Raw genomic sequence first — 18,019 nt, forward strand, 5'->3', positions numbered from 1 at the left:
TTTTGAAATGTATACGGAAGAATTTTTACACCGGTTAGATGAACTTACCCTGAAGTTTACAAAAACTTTTGGGAGTCTAAACGAGCGTGAAATTCACCGGAAACCTAATACTGAGACCTGGAGTATAGCACAAAACTTAGAGCATCTTATTTTGATAAATCAGTCTTACTTTCCAATGATAGATAGGCTTCGGCATAAAAATCATAAACGGGCATTTACCGCTAAATTCGGGTTTTTGGTGAATTTCTTCGGAAGAGCTATTTTAAAATCGGTTCAGCCTGAAACCACTAAGAAGACAAAAACATTTTCAATCTGGAAACCTTCAGAAAACAGAGCTTCAGAAGATATTCTGGTTAGATTTACCGAGCACCAGGAGAAATTAAAACAAAAGATTTTGGAATCTGAAGATCTTTTGGAGAAGAACGCGGTAATCTCTTCGCCTGCAAACCCTAAAATTGTGTATAAGCTCGATGCTGCCTTTAAGATTATTCTTGCACATGAAGAGCGGCATTTTCAACAAGCCAAAAGACTGCTGGAAATTCAATAATCCAACTTGTAAATCTTGCATTTAGCCTTATTTTTGAGGAAAATTGACTTTCATGAAAATCATTTCCTATAACGTAAACGGAATTAGAGCTGCCATTAGAAAAGGCTTTTTAGATTGGGTGCAACAGGCAGATCCAGATGTGGTTTGTCTCCAGGAAATAAAAGCGCAGCCAGAACAATTAAACTTGGACGATTTTAAAGATTCAGGTTATCCATATCATTACTGGTATCCTGCACAAAAGAAAGGTTACAGTGGGGTTGCTATCTTAAGCAAGCATAAACCCTTGCATATAGAATATGGTACCGGGATAGATTATATGGATCAAGAAGGTAGAACGATACGTGCCGATTTTGAAGGATTTTCTATCATAAGTTTGTATTTACCATCGGGGACTAATATTGCCCGGTTGGAACATAAATTCAAGTTTATGGACGATTTTCACCAATATATAGACGAAATAAAACAGGATTTCCCAAATCTAGTTATTTGTGGAGATTATAATATTTGTCACGAAGCCATTGATATTCATGATCCCGTTCGACTTAAAAATGTTTCGGGATTTCTGCCGGAAGAACGGAAGTGGATAGATGATTTTATGAAAAGTGGCTTTATAGATTCCTTCAGGCATTTTAATGAAGAAGGTGATAATTATTCGTGGTGGAGTTATCGTGCTAATGCAAGGGCCAATAACAAGGGCTGGCGTATAGATTATACTCTGGTAGCTCAACCTTTGCAAGAAAAATTAAAACGCGCCGTTATATTACCAGAGGCCAAACACAGCGATCATTGTCCTGTTTTGGTAGAATTGGAATCAGAATATTAAAGAAAAGAATATACTTATGAAAAAATTAAGTCTTTTAGCCCTTTTAGGAGTGTTTATGTTTACCTCTTGTGTTTCTTCAAAAAAATACCAGGAACTTGAAGGCAGACACGCCGATTTAAAACGCGAGAACCGAAATACACAATCTGAGCTTGAAAAATATCGAGATCTGGATGAAGAATATTCAGCATTAAAAAAAGATTATGCTGATGCCACGACTGAAAGAGATCGTTTAAAAGATGAACTAGAAAGCTCCAGGAAAAATTACGCTACCCTTAAAGATTCTTACGATGCCCTGGAAGAAAACAGCTCTGCAGCAATTTCAGAAAATTCCCGGCAAAACCGCCAACTCCTAGCTGAATTAGAAGAAAAGGAGCAGGCGCTGGTAAAAGAACAAACCAGGTTAGATAAGTTACAGCGCGATTTAGACGCACGTTCCAGAAGAGTAAATGAGCTGGAGGAATTAATCGCCGCCAAAGATGCTAAAATGAATGCGCTAAAAGAGGCTATTTCTAAAGCGCTTACCAATTTTGAAGGCAAAGGCTTAACCGTAGAGCAACGTGATGGTAAAGTTTATGTTTCCATGGAAAATAAATTATTGTTTAGTTCCGGTAGCTGGGCGGTAAATGCTGAAGGTAGACAGGCCGTAAAACAGTTAGGGCAGGTGTTGGCAGAAAATCCGGATATCGCGGTTTTAATTGAAGGTCACACAGATAATGTTCCTTACGGCGGTAGCGGCCCTTTAAACGATAACTGGGATCTTTCAACGAAAAGAGCGACTTCTATTGTTCAAATTTTAAAGGAAAACAATAATATAGATCCGCAGAATCTAACTGCAGCCGGGCGTGGAGAATATGCGCCTATCGCAACCAATGAAACTGCTGAAGGAAGGGCAAAAAATAGAAGAATTGAGGTGATTTTAACACCAAAGTTAGATGAGGTAACTAAATTGCTGAACGAATAAAATAATAATTGCTGAAGAAAAATTAATGAAATATACCACGCTCCCAAATACCGATATAAAAGTTAGTAAAATATGCCTTGGCACCATGACCTACGGTGAACAAAACACCGAAGCCGAAGGGCATGAACAAATAGATTTTGCTTTGGATAAAGGCGTAAATTTCCTGGATACTGCAGAAATGTATTCCATACCTGGAAAAGCAGAAACCCAGGGAAGTACTGAAGAAATTATTGGTTCCTGGTTTAAAAAAACGGGAAAAAGGGAAGATGTAGTGTTGGCTTCAAAAGTTGTAGGCCCGGGAAATGCCATGGATCATATTAGGGAGAACCTTGGTTTTTCTAAGGAAGCAGTAACCGATGCTTTACACAAAAGTTTAAAAAGATTACAAACAGATTATATAGATCTTTATCAACTTCACTGGCCGGAGCGAAATACCAATTTCTTTGGGAAATTAGGTTACGAACATGATGAGAGTGACGCCTGGAAAGAAAATTTCCAGGAAGTATTGGAGACTTTAAGCGGCTTTATAAAAGAAGGAAAAATTCGGCAGGTGGGCTTATCTAATGAAACGCCATACGGAGTAATGCGTTTTCTGGAAGAAAGTAGAAAGCACGACCTTCCAAAAATGATCACGGTACAAAATCCATATAATTTACTGAATAGAAAAGACGAAGTTGGACTTACAGAAGTGCTTCATCGTGAAAATGTAGGCTTATTTCCATATTCTCCCCTGGGAATGGGAACTTTAAGCGGAAAACATTTAGATGGAATTGAGCCAAATTCAAGACTGGGATTATTTTCACAGTATAAGAGATATTCCGGTGATGTAGCGGTAAAAGCTACGCGTGCTTATAGCGAGATCGCTAAAAAGCACAACTTGAATTTCGCACAAATGTCTCTGGCTTTTGTGAATACACGACCCTTTGTGACCAGTAATATTATTGGCGCAACGTCTATCAAACAATTAGAGGAAAATATTGGAAGTATAGATGTAGATCTTTCTAAAGAAGTTCTGGAAGAGATCAATAAAGTTCACGAAACCTATCCAAACCCTGCGCCTTAGGCGTATTAAAAGGGTCAAGCTTAAACTTGTGTTAAGCTTATAGAATGTTTCTGTATCAACAACTTAGATCCTGAAACAAGTTCAGGATGACGTAATTTATATTGGTGTAACCAGACTCTGGTGAATAAAAGAAGCTTTATTCCCTGAAGTTCTAACGTGAAACCATTCGTTGGTTTTTCCTAGAAATTGAAGGGTGTCCTGTGTTTCGGATGTGCTTAAAATTGTCGAATTAGAAGTTGTTGGCTTATTTCTAAGATTGGCTTTGCTACTCTGTACGATCAATTTGTGTGGAATACTATCTAATTTCTCAGGTTCGGTTTCCAGTAAATTGGTTTGGTAAACAAAATGCAAAGGGTTAATCGCGCCACGGTAACTTTTGTAAATACCAAAATGCAGGTGAGGGGGCGTAGTCCTGGCATTTCCTGTATTCCCCACAAAACCCAAAGTATCTCCTCTTTTTACACTTCCGGTAATATTTGCAATACTATCTAAATGCGCATAATAAAGCGACTGATTGCGTTTGCGATCTCGTAGCCAAACCTGTTTACCGCCAAGGCCTTTTTCGCCAGTATAGCCGATACTGCCGTTTGTAGCCGCTACCACAGGTGTTCCTCTTTTTGCAAAAATATCGATGCCTTCGTGGCTTCTTGCGCCACCATCGCGATTGTCTCCCCAATAGCTTTGTACATTAGTGTTGACTCCAGAAGCTACTGGAAATAAATAAGCAGGACTTTTCTCCATTTTAAATGCAAATGGTGTACTGGCTTCTATTTCGGGTTGGATAACTAATTTATAGGTAGCTTTTTTGTCGGCTTCAAAGCTTAAACTTTTCTTCTGAAAATCTGAAGATTTGACTTTTTCAAATACGTTTGTAGAATCGTTGATTTTCTCAAAAAGTTCTATAAAAACCAATTGTTTTGTAGAATCGGTTTCGACTTCTAAATTAAGAATTTCACCCGGTTGGAGCTCAATTTCGTAAGAATACACTGAAAAACTTTTAGGAAAGAATTTACCGGTTTCAGCATAGGGAAGGTTTACACTTACACTATCACGAAAAGCTGTTTCTGCCGAATTTTCCCAGATGGAGAACAATTCATCTGAAACTTTAAAATCGCGCTTATATTTTTCTTTTGCGGTGGGATTGGTAATAAAATCGGAGGCTTTATTTACTTGCGAACATCCCGAAATTATTAAAATTAAGAATAAGCTTAATATTTTAATCTGCTTCATAGTCTTGCGTTTCCGTGCAATGTAAAGCAGTAATTATGCCAGATTTAGGGGTGAAAGTTTCTTAATCATTTAACTTTTCAGGACTTTGGCGGCTATCAAAAATTCTTAAGATTAAGATATTGTTATTCTCTTCTTTGTAAATTATTTTATAATTACGAATTACAATCCTACGATATTTTGGATTGTTTTCTTCAATTTGGTATTGTTCAGGAAAAGTAATCTCTCTAGTTGCTTTAAGAATGTCCTGAACTATTGATTTTGCTCCTTCGGGGTCTTTTTCTCGAACTTAAAATAATCGTGTATTTTTTGAAGTTCTAATTTTGCATTTGAAGACCAAATTATTTTGAATTTAGGCATTACCAGGTGTTGACTTCTTTCTCTAAGTTTTTTTGACTTATAAAATCACCTTTTTTGATTTCGTTTTCAGCTGCCTTCAATTGCTCTAAATACTCTTTTCTAGATAAAGACTGACCATCTATGGTGTAGGCAACAGTCTCTTTTTCCTTATAATTTTCAATTACTTCACTAAGCCTATTCAATAAGTCTTTATCGGCATTATCAATATAAGCTATTATCTTTTCCTTCAATTTATCATTTTTCATAACGAAAATTTTAAGTCAAATTAAATTACGATATTTTCTTGAATTAAAGAAGAGAGGGTAATTTACCCAAACAAATGGCTTACTACATCTTCAATTTTCGCCACTTTTACTACGTTAATATTGAAGTTGTTTTTTGGGATTTTGCTTTGTTTGGAAACCAGGATTGAAGCAAAACCAAGTTTTTCGGCCTCAATAATGCGCTGTTCCACGCGGGTAACCGGTCTAATTTCACCTGCAAGTCCAACTTCTGCAGCAAAACAAATATCTTTTGGAATAGAGATATCTTCATTGGAAGATAGAATGGCGGCGATTACCGCAAGGTCTATCGCGGGATCGTCTACACTAATTCCACCCGTAATATTTAGGAAAACATCTTTGGCGCCCAATCTAAAACCGGCTCGTTTTTCTAAAACCGCCAGTAGCATATTCAGTCTTTTTACATTATAACCGGTGGCGGAACGTTGCGGCGTTCCATAAACTGCCGTGCTAACCAGGGCCTGTATTTCTATCATAAGCGGTCGCATCCCTTCCAGGGTGGCTGAAATTGCTGTTCCGCTAAGGTCTTCGTCATTTTTTGAAATCAAAATTTCAGAAGGATTGCTTACTTCCCGTAAGCCGCTGCCTTGCATTTCATAAATTCCCAGTTCGTGGGTAGAACCAAAACGGTTTTTATGAGCTCTTAGAATTCGATATACGTGGTTTCTATCGCCTTCAAACTGCAAAACGGTATCAACCATATGCTCCAGCACTTTTGGGCCGGCAATGCTTCCTTCTTTGGTAATATGGCCAATTAAAATAACCGGAGTATTAGTTTCTTTTGCGAATTTTATAAGTTCTGCAGTGCACTCTCTAATTTGGGAAATACTACCCGGCGCACTTTCAATATAATCGCTGTGCAGGGTTTGAATTGAGTCTATAATAATTACTTCGGGCTCAATAGCTTCAATTTGCCTGAAGATATTTTGGGTTTTGGTTTCGGTAAGAATATAGCAATTGGCAGCAACAGGGTTGATGCGTTCTGCGCGCATTTTTATTTGCTGCTGACTTTCTTCGCCCGAAACGTATAAAACTTTGTAGTTTAATTGAAGTGAAATTTGAAGGAGAAGTGTACTTTTTCCTATGCCCGGTTCACCGCCCAGTAGGGTGAGCGATCCAGGTACAAGTCCGCCGCCTAAAACCCGGTCCAGCTCATTATTGCCGGTATTCCATCGGTTTTGGGGGCTGTTTTCAATTTCGGCTATTTTTAAAGGTTTGGCAGTTCGTTTTGCTTCCCTTTCGCTAGGAGATTTCCAGTCTTTTTTGTCAGGTTTTTCTACAATTTCTTCGGCAATGGTATTCCATTCGCCGCAAGAGCTGCATTTGCCCTGCCATTTAGAATATTGACTCCCACAATTCTGGCAATAAAACGTTGATTTAACCTTGGCCATTTAGCTTTAAATTTTCCAGCTAATAACCGAAATCTTTTTTAATTGCATCGGCTTTAGCTAGCATAAAATCGGTATCTAAAAATGCGATTTTTTCCTGTCCGTAGGCATTTTGGTAGGTACGCATTGCTTTTTTAGGATTGCCGGTTTCCTCTTCGTAGCGGGCCTCAAAATAAGTGCCCAGCATAGTGCCCGGGTAATTATCATAAGCTAAATCGCTTAATCCTTTATAATCGTCCCAGCGTCTTGTTTTTTCAATCGCATTATGAACGGCCAAAAAATCACTTATTCTTATTTTTTTCTGAATCCCAAAAAGCTCGTTTATGCTTTCATATTTATCGGTTAAAAAATCGACTGAAGAAACAGAGGTTTGCAATAAAAGCTCATTGTAATCTTTCTTGCTTATTGGCCTGTAAACGCTGAACATGCTTTCCAAAGCAGCCGGAATTGCTTTTCCAACCAGGGAATAATGAGTAGCGTTTTCAAAATTATCGAACTCGTAGGTTACAAGCTCGTTTTCTACCGCAGCAAGCTGAGAGTTTAAATCTTCAATTCCCTTTTTTAACTGCGGAATATCATCTGTACCGGTAGCCAGGTAAAGCCATTTTTTAGTTTCAGCCTTTCTAAGTGCATTGCTGATGCGATCGGCCATTGGTGGCGCCAGATCTGGACTTAAGTTGATGTAACCATCAAAGATTGGATCTGATTTTAAGAGATAATAATTAATGAAATTTGCCGTATAATCATGCCCTGCAATTACTCTAAAATCTGCAGTTCTGTATTTATTATCCAGATGCTGCAAGAGTTCCATTCCCAGGAATTCAAAAAAGGCCGCGCCTTTATCTGCCGGCAGGAAATTGCGTTCTTCATAGTAAGCATCATCCATACGAGATTTGCTTTGATTGACGCCTACCACAATCATTTCGGGGGCATCTTCCCAGTAAGAATAGTAATCTACGTTGCCGGCCATGGGCTCAAAAAGATAATCTCCATCGAGTACGAGAATAACCGGGTAAGTCTTTTCGGTGTTTTCCTCGTAATTTCGTGGTAATTGAATCTTGATTTCTCTTGTTTCGCCGAGTTTTTCGGAAGAGATCGTTTCATAAAGAGTTTGTGCTGAACTTAGTAGCGGCGCCACTAGCAGCACAAAAATTAGTAATTTTTTAATCATAGGTGTTGGGTTTTGTTTAACCAACACAATATATATATTATTTCTGACGGTTGAAAATAGGTAGAAATATGAAGGAAAGTCCGCCCAGAAGCAGCACCAGTAGGGTTTGAGTGCCCCAGGTAATCCAGCCAAAAGCTTCGCCGGTTTGTTTAGAAATTCCGAAAACAACCAGAATAGCGCCAATTGCCACGGGATAAACGCCAATTCCGCCATTTGTGGCCGAAATGGCAAAAGAACCAACTACAAATGCAGCCATAATCACAGAAAATTCAGTGTTTTCCATTCCAGGTACTGCAAAAATAATCACATAGAACATCAAAATGTACATTAACCAGATAAACAAAGTATGGAAGATAAAAGCCCATTTTTGTTTCATTCTGAATATACTGCGCATTCCTTCTAAAAGTCCGCGTGCCATTTTTTTAATCCTAACCAAAAAGGAAAGCTGGGATCTTTTAATAAACTGAAGCACCAGAATGCCAACTAATAATAATGCCAAAAGTATCCCAAAGCTGGTTAAAGGATTAATATCATGGGTGTTGAAAAAAGCCAGTAGATATTCGGTTTGCAGCAATAAAGTAAATGCGGTGATACTTAGCATAACCACTACATCGGCAATTCTTTCAGAAATAATGGTTCCAAAAGCTTTTTCAAAAGGAATCTTCTCATAGGAAGAAAGACTGGCTGCGCGCAAAACCTCTCCAGATCGTGGAATCCCAAAATTTGCCAGGTAGCCGGCCATTACTGCCATAAAACTATTGGGTAACCTGGGTTTGTAGCCCATAGGTTCTAGCATAAACTTCCACCGGTAAGCACGGGAAAGGTGGGAAAGCCCACCAAATATCATAGAAAGTAATAGAAACCACGGGTTGGCATTTAAAATGTTGAGCCATAATTCTTCCCGTTCTTCTGGAGTAGCACTGGTTAGAGAATACCAAACTAAAAAAACTCCCAATAATAATGGGAGTATAATTTTAAGTATTTTGACTATTCTCTTGTTCAATTAACTAGCTCAAAAGATTGGTTTCTTCGTTAGGGAAAACCAGGGAAGGTTTAAAAGCTTTAGCTTCTTCAAAATCCATAATAGCATAAGCGATAAGGATTAAAATATCACCTTTAGCTACTTTCCTGGCGGCGGCACCGTTTAAAGTGATCTCACCCGTATTTCTTGGTCCCGGAATTACATAAGTCTCTAAACGCTCACCATTGTTGTTGTTAACAATTTGAACTTTTTCACCTTCAATTATATTGGCAGCTTCCATAAGATCTTCGTCTATGGTAATACTTCCAATGTAATTAAGATCGGCACCTGTAACTTTTACTCTGTGTATTTTAGATTTTACTACGTGAACTTGCATAGTTTATTCCTCGTTATTTAGGGCAATGTTGTCTATAAGCCTAATATCGTCAACATAGGCTGCGATAAAAGCACGGTAGGTATTGCCTTTTCTTTTTCGGTTAATTTTTTCTAATGTTCGGGTGTCAGCAATCTCAAAATATTCTAGTTTTAAAACAGGATGGTTTGTGAATTGCTCTTTTACCCAGTTGTGGATATATTCTGCACTTTTTGTGCCAAATAATTCTTTGACCTTAAGCAGGGTTTGATAAATGAAAGAAGCTTTTTCCCGTTCATTTATATTCAATCTTTCATTCCTCGAACTTCTTGCTAAACCATTGTCTTCTCGCAAAATGGGACAACCTATTATTTCCACCGGAAGCCCTGTTTTTTCGGTTAATTTTCTTACAATTTGTAATTGCTGGAAATCCTTCTCACCAAAAAAAGCTTTGTGAGGAGTAATTATTTCGAACAATCTTTTTACTATGGTTCCAACCCCGTCAAAATGTCCTTTTCGGTGCTTTCCTTCCATCACTTGCTCTAAACCGTCAAAATTAAACTGCTCAGAACTTATATTATCACCATATAACTCGTTGGCGGTAGGAGCAAAAACCCATAGGTTTGAACTGGCCTCTTCCAGGAGTTTAATGTCTTCTGGTAAAGTACGCGGATATTTCTCCAGATCGTTAGGGTTGTCAAATTGAGTGGGATTGACAAAAATGCTGATAATCACCTGGTCACAGACTTCCAAAGCCTGTTTCACCAATGATAAATGACCCTGATGTAAGGCGCCCATAGTTGGGACCAGACCAATGGTTTCAGCTTTAGATTTTGCGGCTTTAATCGCCGCCTGTAAAGGGGTTTTTTCTTTGAAAACCTGCATTTTATTATAAAATTAACAGCGTGCAAACTTAATATATTACTAGCAATCTGCATAAATTTTTGTAATTTTGCGTGTTTTTTGTTCGCAATCGCAATTAAAGCCATCAATTTATGAAAGATAAGAGGATATTATACGTATCATCTGAAGTTATTCCTTACCTACCCGAAACCGAAATATCATCCACGTCTTTTGAAGCCGCAAAAATGGTAAACAATATTGGAGGGCAAATTAGAATTTTTATGCCCCGGTTTGGTAATATCAACGAACGTCGCCATCAACTTCACGAAGTGATACGGCTTTCAGGGATGAATTTGGTGATCAATGACCTGGACATGCCATTAATTATAAAAGTGGCTTCTATTCCGAAGGAAAGAATGCAGGTTTACTTTATAGATAACGAAGATTATTTTAAAAGAAAAGCTACGCTTACCGATGAAGAAGGTAACTTGTTTGAAGATAATGACGAGCGGGCTATCTTTTTTGCAAAAGGAGTAATAGAAACCGTTAAGAAATTAAACTGGTCACCCGATATTATTCACGTTCACGGCTGGTTGGCATCCTTACTTCCGCTATACCTTAGAAGGTACTATGGTAACGAGCCGTTATTTAGTGGCGCGAAAATTGTTACCTCTGTATACAATCAAGACTTCGAAGGAACGTTAGATGAAGATATGCAGGAAAAGGTATTGTATGACGGGATGGAAAAAGAAGATATAAAACATCTAAAAACCCCAAACTTTGTTAATTTAATGAAGCTTGCAGCAGATCATTCAGATGCTATAATCACCGCGGGTGAGAATATTCCTGAAGATCTATCTAAATACCTGAGTAAGCTTAATAAGCCACTACTTCCTTATAAAAACAGGGAAGAGTTTAGCCAGGCTTATCAGGATTTTTACACTAACGAAGTTTTATCTGAATAGAAATTTTTATCGAATGAATTTAATGAGAATGATGTATAAAACAGCAACTCTACTTGTTGTTGTTTTTGCTTTTGTGGCATGTGATGATGAGTATAGTACCGTTGGCGGTGAAATTATTGAAAACCCAAGTAATCTTGAATTAGAGGAGGTTGAGGTGACTGCTTACAGTAAAAAGATCAATTCAGTACAAACGAATAATCTGGGTAACCATTTACTGGGTGTTTTTAATCACCCAATTTACGGGCAAACTACGGCAAGCATACTTAGCCAGGTTTCTTTGCCTACTAATAATCCTACTTTTGGAGTAGAGCCAGAGCTTGATAGCGTGGTTTTAACCATTCCTTACTTTAGTACAGAAGGAGATTTAGATACAGACGGAAATATAGAGTACGTTTTAGATTCGGTTTATGGAAATACACCGATTAAAATCTCTGTACAGGAATCTAATTATTACCTAAATGATCTGGATCCTGAAGCAGATTTTCAGGATAGACAGCGTTATTATTCAGATCAACAAGACCTATTTGAGCAAAACCTTATTGGGGATGTGATTTACGAAAATGATAATTTTATACCCTCGCCAAGAGCTATTGTTTCTTATGAAGAGAATGCAGAAGGCGAACAGGACACTATTACTTCGGGGCCTGCTTTAAGAGTTAAACTTCCGGTAGATTATTTTCAGGAGAAAATTATAGCGAAGGAAGGTTCTAGCGTACTTAGTAATAATAACAATTTCAAAAATTATTTACGCGGAATGTTCATTAAAGCTGAATCAACAGCCGAGGATGGTACAATGATTTTCTTTAATCTTCAGGATTCAGATGCCGGGATAGAGCTTTTTTATACCAGCGAGGTTGAAACAACTACAGATGATGGTGGCACTGAAACAGAAAGAGATACCAGAAATTATAAACTGAATTTTGGAAGTACTATCGTAAATACATTTGAGGGAGAATATCCTGGAGATGTTTTACAGGCTATAGAGGAATCTAACGAAGATGCCGGTGCAGAAAAACTTTTCCTTAATGGAGGAGAAGGTACTTTGACTGTGGTGGAGCTTTTTGAAAGTGACGAGCAAATAGAAGCTTTAAGAGAGAATAACTGGCTTATTAATGAAGCTAATCTTAGCTTTTATGTAGATCAGGATTTTGCTAGTGAAATTAATGAACCTACACGTATTTATCTTTACGATTTAGATAATAATAGAATTATTGCCGATTATAATTTCTCTTTGAATTTTATTCAGGATGGGAATGAGAATAATCCGGCTACCTCGCTTTCTTCTTTCTCTGCTCCTTTAGAAAGAGATGAAGATGGAAACGGAATTCGTTATAAGCTGAATGTAACTCAACACGTTACTAATATCATTGAAAATGAAGCTGAAAATGTAAGATTAGGTTTGGCTGTTACGCAAAACATAAACATTACCAGCACCTCGGCAGTTAGAAATACTGAAGATGTGGAGTTTTATCCGGTAATGGGTGTGGTTACACCAGAAGGTACCGTTTTACACGGAAACCTTTCAAATGACGAAGAAAAGCGATTAAAGCTTAGAATATATTATACAGAGATTAATTAAATAATACCAATATACTATGTGCGGAATTGTAGGATATATTGGGCATAGGGATGCATATCCCGTTGTCCTTAAAGGACTCCAGAGACTTGAATATCGTGGATATGATAGTGCAGGGATCGCCCTTTATGACGGTAAAGAACTCAAAATGTGTAAAACACAGGGTAAGGTTGCTGATCTAAAAGAGAAACTTGAAAATACTATTACCACCAATGGAAATGTGGCGATTGGTCATACACGTTGGGCAACCCACGGGGTGCCAAATGATGTGAATAGTCACCCTCATTATTCTAATTCTGGTGATATTGTAATAATTCACAACGGAATTATTGAGAATTACGATGCGCTTAAAAAAGAGCTGAAAACTCGTGGTTATACTTTTGAAAGTGACACCGATACCGAAGTTTTAGTAAATCTTATAGAAGATGTAATTATTAACGAAGGTGTTAAACTTGGGAAAGCAGTTCAAATCGCTTTGAACCAAACTGTTGGAGCTTATGCGATCGCGGTTTACAATAAAACGAAGCCAGACGAGATCGTGGTAGCGCGTTTAGGTAGCCCGTTAGCTATTGGTGTTGGAGAAGATGAATTTTTTATCGCTTCAGATGCCTCTCCGTTTATAGAGTATACCAACAATGCAATTTACCTGGAAGATGGGGAAATGGCAGTGGTGCGAAGAGGTAAAGAAGTTAGGGTTAGAAAAATTAAGGATGATACTTTGGTAGATCCTTATATCCAGGAACTTCAACTTAATCTTGAGCAAATTGAAAAAGGTGGATACGAGCATTTTATGCTTAAGGAAATTCACGAACAACCTACTGCAATTAAAGATACCTATCGTGGTAGAATGTTAGCCGACGAAGGATTGATAAGAATGGCCGGGGTAGATGACAACCTGGAGCGTATTGCCAATGCAAAACGAATCCTTATCGTTGCCTGCGGAACCAGCTGGCACGCCGGTTTGGTTGCTGAATATGTTTTTGAAGAGCTTGCGAGAATTCCTGTGGAAGTTGAATATGCTTCAGAATTTAGGTATCGTAATCCTATAATTTCAGAAAAAGATGTAATTATAGCAATCTCCCAGAGTGGAGAAACTGCCGATACCATGGCGGCTATAAAATTAGCTAAGGAAAAAGGCGCGTTCGCTTTTGGAGTTTGTAATGTGGTTGGTTCTTCAATTTCAAGAGAAACTCATGCAGGTGCTTATACTCACGCCGGGCCAGAAATTGGGGTGGCTTCTACAAAAGCCTTTACTACTCAAATCACTGTGCTTACTTTAATGGCGCTTAAGCTTGCAAAGCAAAACGGGACGATCTCTCATACGGAGTTTATGACCTATTTGCAGGAAATGGAACGCATTCCTTCAAAAATAGAGAAAGCATTAGAAGGTGATGAGCATATAAAAATGATCGCCGATATTTATAAGGATGCCAGAAACTGCCTTTATTTAGGAAGAGGGTTTAACTTCCCGGTAGCTTTAGAGGGAGCGCTTAAACTTAAAGAGATTTCCTATATTCACGCTGAAGGTTATCCTGCTGCCGAAATGAAACACGGCCCAATTGCGCTTATCGATGAAGAAATGCCTGTTGTGGTTATTGCAACCAAGAGAGGTCATTACGAAAAAGTGGTAAGTAATATTCAGGAAATTAAATCCAGAAATGGTAAAATTATCGCTATTGTTACTGAAGGTGACGAGGAGGTGAGAGATCTTGCCGATCACGTGATTGAAGTGCCAGAAACTTTAGAGCCGTTAACGCCGCTTCTAACAACTATTCCTCTTCAGTTATTGTCATACCATATTGCGGTATTGCTTGGAAAGAATGTAGATCAGCCAAGGAATTTGGCGAAATCTGTTACAGTTGAGTAAAATGTCGACCTAAATAAAGACCTCACAGGTCTCTGAGACCTGTGAGGTCTAATTAAATATATATAAAAATCCCTTTTGAAATTTCTCAGAAGGGATTTTTCTTTTTAAAATAATACTTTTAGATGAATTTTTGCCGGCTTTAATAAGCTTCAAAAAAGTTATTTTAAGAGAGGTATGATTTTATTTAGAAAAAACTATCTTTGCAGCCTGAAAATACCTCTGTTTGATTTTAACACATTGTGAATTATAACATTGAGTTTTTCAGATATTTTAAATACGAAAACATTAAAGAATTAAATAATGTCTAAAGTAACAGGTAAAGTTGCCCAAATTATTGGCCCTGTAGTTGATGTTGTGTTCGACTCAGAGAATGCTGAATTGCCAAAAATCTACGATTCTTTGGAAATCACCAGAAAAGATGGTTCCCTTCTAATTTTAGAAGTGCAATCTCACATTGGTGAAGAAACAGTGAGAACAGTATCTATGGATTCTACCGATGGTTTAAGCCGTGGGGTTGAAGTAGTGGCAACAGGAGCGCCTATTCAAATGCCGGTTGGTAAAGAAGTTTATGGCCGTTTGTTTAATGTGGTAGGTGATGCTATTGACGGACTTGGGAATCTACCTAAGGCTGGAAAAGATGGAATGTCTATCCACAGGGAAGCGCCAAAATTTGAAGACTTATCTGTTTCTACAGAAGTTTTATTTACCGGGATTAAAGTAATTGACCTTATTGAGCCTTATGCAAAAGGTGGTAAAATTGGTCTTTTTGGTGGTGCCGGTGTAGGTAAAACAGTACTTATACAGGAATTAATTAACAATATTGCTAAAGGCCACGGTGGTCTTTCGGTATTTGCCGGAGTAGGAGAGCGTACTCGTGAAGGGAATGACCTTCTTAGAGAAATGCTTGAATCTGGTATTATAAAATATGGAGACGCTTTTTCTGAATCTATGGAAGAAGGCGGTTGGGATCTTAAAAAAGTAGATAAAACTGCAATGCTAGATTCTAAAGCAACTTTCGTTTTTGGACAGATGAACGAACCACCTGGAGCACGGGCTCGTGTGGCGCTTTCCGGCCTTACAATTGCGGAATACTTCCGTGATGGAGCTGGAGAAGGCCAGGGGAAAGACGTTCTTTTCTTCGTAGATAACATTTTCCGTTTTACTCAGGCAGGTTCAGAGGTGTCAGCACTTCTAGGGCGTATGCCATCTGCGGTAGGTTACCAACCAACTTTGGCGACAGAGATGGGTGCGATGCAGGAGCGTATTACTTCAACTAAAAACGGATCTATTACATCTGTACAGGCGGTTTACGTACCTGCAGATGACCTTACTGACCCGGCACCGGCAACAACTTTTGCCCACCTGGATGCAACAACGGTACTTTCACGTAAAATTGCTGAGCTTGGTATTTATCCTGCGGTAGATCCATTGGAATCTACTTCAAGAATTCTTACTGCCGATATTTTAGGTGACGATCATTATAAGTGTGCACAACGTGTAAAAGAGCTTTTACAGCGTTATAAAGAATTGCAGGATATTATTGCTATTCTTGGTATGGAAGAGCTTTCTGAAGAAGATAAGCTTGCTGTATCTCGTGCAAGACGTGTGCAACGTTTCCTTTCTCAACCTTTCCACGTGGCCGAACAGTTTACCGGTTTAAAAGGAGTTTTGGTTGATATTAAAGATACCATTAAAGGATTTAATATGATTATGGATGGAGAATTAGATCACCTTCCAGAATCTGCCTTTAACCTTAAAGGAACTATCGAGGAAGCGATCGAGGCCGGAGAGAAAATGTTGGCTGAAGAAGACTAATTAAAAAGTAAACAGTGGTCAGTGAGCAGTATTCAGTAAATATTTTTTGCTGAAAACTGTAAACATAAACTAAAAAATATGTACTTAGAAATAGTAACTCCTGAAGCTGTAGTTTTTAAAGCTGATGTTGATGCAGTAAAAGTCCCTGGAAACGACGGGGAATTCCAAATGCTGAACAATCACGCGCCTATAGTTTCTACATTGGTTGAAGGGAAAGTTAAAATTCAACTTGCTGCCTCTAATAAGGAATTAGACGATGAGCTTTCTGAAGATTTTAAGAAAGATAAAGGAAACAGCAATATTCTTTATTATACTATAAAAGGCGGAGTTTTAGAAATGAAAGATAATAAAGCTATTATTTTAGCCGATTAATCTTAGGAAATTAAATATAGAAAAAGCCGGGCAAGTGCCCGGCTTTTTTAGTTTTTGGTATATTCTAAAATATCTCCCGGCTGGCAATCTAAAGCTTCGCAAATCGCTTCTAAAGTAGAAAAACGAACCGCTTTTGCTTTTCCCGTTTTTAATATGGAAAGATTTGCTGTGGTAATCCCGATTTTCTCAGCCAGTTCATTGCTTTTCATCCCGCGTTCTTCCAGAATTTTATCCAGGTTGATGTTGATTGGCATAGCTAAACGGTTAATTCGTTTTCTTGTTTGATAAGCTCACCCTCTGCGCTAATAAGAGAAATCATTAGTAAGATTTTACCCAGAACATAAAAAAGTAAAAATTGCGGTAATGCATCGATCAATATGGTGATATCATTATAGAAAAATACACCAGATATCATTAAAAGCGAGTATTTTAATTTTGCAAAAAGAATAAATCCAGATCCTATATTTCTTAAATCCTTATTTTGATTTTTATAAATTAAACCTCGTTTTAATAATGCTTTGATTGATATATTGGTCGATACAAATTTTGTTAAAAGAAAAAGATGTAGTGCTAAGTATATTGCAATGAAAACATAGGCAACAATTTCCGAAGAAGTATCTTTTGCATCCTGAAAATAATCTAATTTAATTTTATCGGAGAAAGAGGTTTCTGGAGTTATTATCGAAGATGCTAGATCAAAAGAAATAATAATGCCTAAAATAATAATCCCAATAATGGAAAGATTAATAATTAGCCTTAGAATATTTAAATGCCATTTCATAATAATAAGATTATACGGTTAATTCGTTCTCCTCCTTTATTATTCTAGCCTGATTAAATATTTTAGATAAGAATATTAGAAATAAGCCAAAAATAACAAACCAAAGATTAAAATGATCAAAATTTATCTCAATGCGTTTATTAAAAATGACCTTATAAACAAATCTAAATAGTTCATTTAGAATGGTAATAAAAATAATTAGTTGCCCAATTAATTTAAAGCTTGCAATTTGGAGCTTTGTAAATAAAGGACCGGCAATTAAGTCCTGCATTAAATTTTTAAATAAGTACAGGATAAAGATCCAAACTCCACTTGATAATAATTCATACGATAAAGAGGTATAAAGAGCATTTTTAGATTTGATTTCAAATTCTTCAGCATCTCTAAATATTTCCAGGATATCGCTTGGACTAATAAATATTGCATAAAGTAAAAATCCAAATAAAAGTATCCAACCTAGAATCATTAAGTAATAAGCAACATTAAAAAATGTTTTTAAGCCATTCTGAAGATTTCATTCCTTTATAATTATCGTTTATCAATAACAAAATTAAGCTAAATTATCGAAAAACAATAATTTTAATAATTAAAAAAGATAAATTAATTTCAGCATTTTAAGAAATTTGCTAAGAAACAGGCTTTTTA

The 18,019-nt window shown here is 37.3% G+C and carries 19 protein-coding genes and 1 pseudogene; 9 read left to right on the top strand and 11 right to left on the bottom strand.

The window, feature by feature from the left end; genetic code table 11:
* Positions 1-7 precede the first annotated feature (7 nt).
* Genes B5440_RS03180 through B5440_RS03195 form a run of 4 tightly spaced genes read left to right on the top strand, consistent with a single transcriptional unit; the run spans position 8 to position 3,394 of the window.
* Positions 8-547: a DinB family protein gene (locus tag B5440_RS03180; RefSeq protein ID WP_070054544.1), complete on the top strand. Its 540-nt coding sequence runs from the start codon at positions 8-10 to the stop codon at positions 545-547.
* Between the two features lie 52 nt (positions 548-599).
* A complete protein-coding gene (locus B5440_RS03185) occupies positions 600-1,370 on the top strand; it encodes an exodeoxyribonuclease III (RefSeq protein WP_070054545.1) in 771 nt (256 codons plus the stop codon).
* Positions 1,371-1,386: 16 nt separating this feature from the next.
* Entirely contained in the window at positions 1,387-2,331 is a 945-nt protein-coding gene (locus B5440_RS03190) for an OmpA family protein (protein WP_070054546.1), read from the top strand.
* 25 nt (positions 2,332-2,356) lie between these two features.
* A complete protein-coding gene (locus B5440_RS03195; RefSeq protein WP_070054547.1) occupies positions 2,357-3,394 on the top strand; it encodes an NADP(H)-dependent aldo-keto reductase in 1,038 nt (345 codons plus the stop codon).
* Positions 3,395-3,490: 96 nt separating this feature from the next.
* Here B5440_RS03195 and B5440_RS03200 read toward each other — a convergent pair whose 3' ends face one another.
* From B5440_RS03200 to panC, 8 genes and pseudogenes are all read right to left on the bottom strand, one after another.
* Positions 3,491-4,624, bottom strand: a complete 1,134-nt coding sequence (locus B5440_RS03200) for a M23 family metallopeptidase (RefSeq protein ID WP_070054548.1) — start codon at positions 4,622-4,624, stop codon at positions 3,491-3,493.
* Between the two features lie 61 nt (positions 4,625-4,685).
* Positions 4,686-4,886 (bottom strand): annotated as a pseudogene (locus B5440_RS15880) (type II toxin-antitoxin system RelE/ParE family toxin); the annotation flags it as partial.
* 94 nt (positions 4,887-4,980) lie between these two features.
* A complete protein-coding gene (locus tag B5440_RS03210) occupies positions 4,981-5,226 on the bottom strand; it encodes a hypothetical protein (RefSeq protein ID WP_070054549.1) in 246 nt (81 codons plus the stop codon).
* Positions 5,227-5,288: 62 nt separating this feature from the next.
* Entirely contained in the window at positions 5,289-6,653 is a 1,365-nt protein-coding gene (gene radA / locus B5440_RS03215; RefSeq protein WP_070054550.1) for a DNA repair protein RadA, read from the bottom strand.
* A 19-nt stretch (positions 6,654-6,672) separates the two neighbouring features.
* Entirely contained in the window at positions 6,673-7,821 is a 1,149-nt protein-coding gene (locus B5440_RS03220; RefSeq protein ID WP_070054605.1) for an alpha/beta hydrolase, read from the bottom strand.
* 37 nt (positions 7,822-7,858) lie between these two features.
* Entirely contained in the window at positions 7,859-8,824 is a 966-nt protein-coding gene (locus B5440_RS03225) for a lysylphosphatidylglycerol synthase transmembrane domain-containing protein (protein WP_070054551.1), read from the bottom strand.
* Positions 8,825-8,828: 4 nt separating this feature from the next.
* The gene (panD, locus tag B5440_RS03230; RefSeq protein WP_057482799.1) at positions 8,829-9,179 is read right to left on the bottom strand and encodes an aspartate 1-decarboxylase; all 351 of its coding nucleotides are present in this window, start codon (positions 9,177-9,179) and stop codon (positions 8,829-8,831) included.
* Between the two features lie 3 nt (positions 9,180-9,182).
* Positions 9,183-10,040, bottom strand: a complete 858-nt coding sequence (gene panC / locus B5440_RS03235) for a pantoate--beta-alanine ligase (protein WP_070054552.1) — start codon at positions 10,038-10,040, stop codon at positions 9,183-9,185.
* Between the two features lie 110 nt (positions 10,041-10,150).
* On the opposite strand from panC, the gene B5440_RS03240 reads away from it, so the two are divergent.
* The 5 genes from B5440_RS03240 (at position 10,151) to B5440_RS03260 (ending at position 16,593) form a co-directional block, all read left to right on the top strand.
* Positions 10,151-10,963, top strand: a complete 813-nt coding sequence (locus tag B5440_RS03240; RefSeq protein ID WP_070054553.1) for a glycogen/starch synthase — start codon at positions 10,151-10,153, stop codon at positions 10,961-10,963.
* 13 nt (positions 10,964-10,976) lie between these two features.
* Entirely contained in the window at positions 10,977-12,542 is a 1,566-nt protein-coding gene (locus tag B5440_RS03245; RefSeq protein WP_070054554.1) for a BamH family beta-barrel-assembly machinery protein, read from the top strand.
* 16 nt (positions 12,543-12,558) lie between these two features.
* Positions 12,559-14,406, top strand: coding sequence for a glutamine--fructose-6-phosphate transaminase (isomerizing) (glmS, locus tag B5440_RS03250; RefSeq protein ID WP_070054555.1), 1,848 nt, complete (start codon positions 12,559-12,561; stop codon positions 14,404-14,406).
* A gap of 300 nt (positions 14,407-14,706) precedes the next feature.
* Entirely contained in the window at positions 14,707-16,221 is a 1,515-nt protein-coding gene (atpD, locus tag B5440_RS03255; RefSeq protein WP_070054556.1) for a F0F1 ATP synthase subunit beta, read from the top strand.
* Between the two features lie 78 nt (positions 16,222-16,299).
* A complete protein-coding gene (locus B5440_RS03260) occupies positions 16,300-16,593 on the top strand; it encodes a FoF1 ATP synthase subunit delta/epsilon (protein WP_070054557.1) in 294 nt (97 codons plus the stop codon).
* 47 nt (positions 16,594-16,640) lie between these two features.
* Here B5440_RS03260 and B5440_RS03265 read toward each other — a convergent pair whose 3' ends face one another.
* From B5440_RS03265 to B5440_RS03275, 3 genes are read right to left on the bottom strand one after another with little or no spacing between them, the layout of a single operon-like run.
* Positions 16,641-16,847, bottom strand: coding sequence for a helix-turn-helix domain-containing protein (locus tag B5440_RS03265; protein ID WP_070054558.1), 207 nt, complete (start codon positions 16,845-16,847; stop codon positions 16,641-16,643).
* A gap of 2 nt (positions 16,848-16,849) precedes the next feature.
* A complete protein-coding gene (locus B5440_RS03270; RefSeq protein WP_070054559.1) occupies positions 16,850-17,374 on the bottom strand; it encodes a hypothetical protein in 525 nt (174 codons plus the stop codon).
* Between the two features lie 10 nt (positions 17,375-17,384).
* Positions 17,385-17,840, bottom strand: coding sequence for a DUF2975 domain-containing protein (locus B5440_RS03275; protein ID WP_070054560.1), 456 nt, complete (start codon positions 17,838-17,840; stop codon positions 17,385-17,387).
* Positions 17,841-18,019: the final 179 nt, after the last annotated feature.

It is taken from the genome of Salegentibacter salarius (genome assembly GCF_900168265.1).
In the GTDB taxonomy this organism is placed as follows: Bacteria; Bacteroidota; Bacteroidia; order Flavobacteriales; family Flavobacteriaceae; genus Salegentibacter; species Salegentibacter salarius.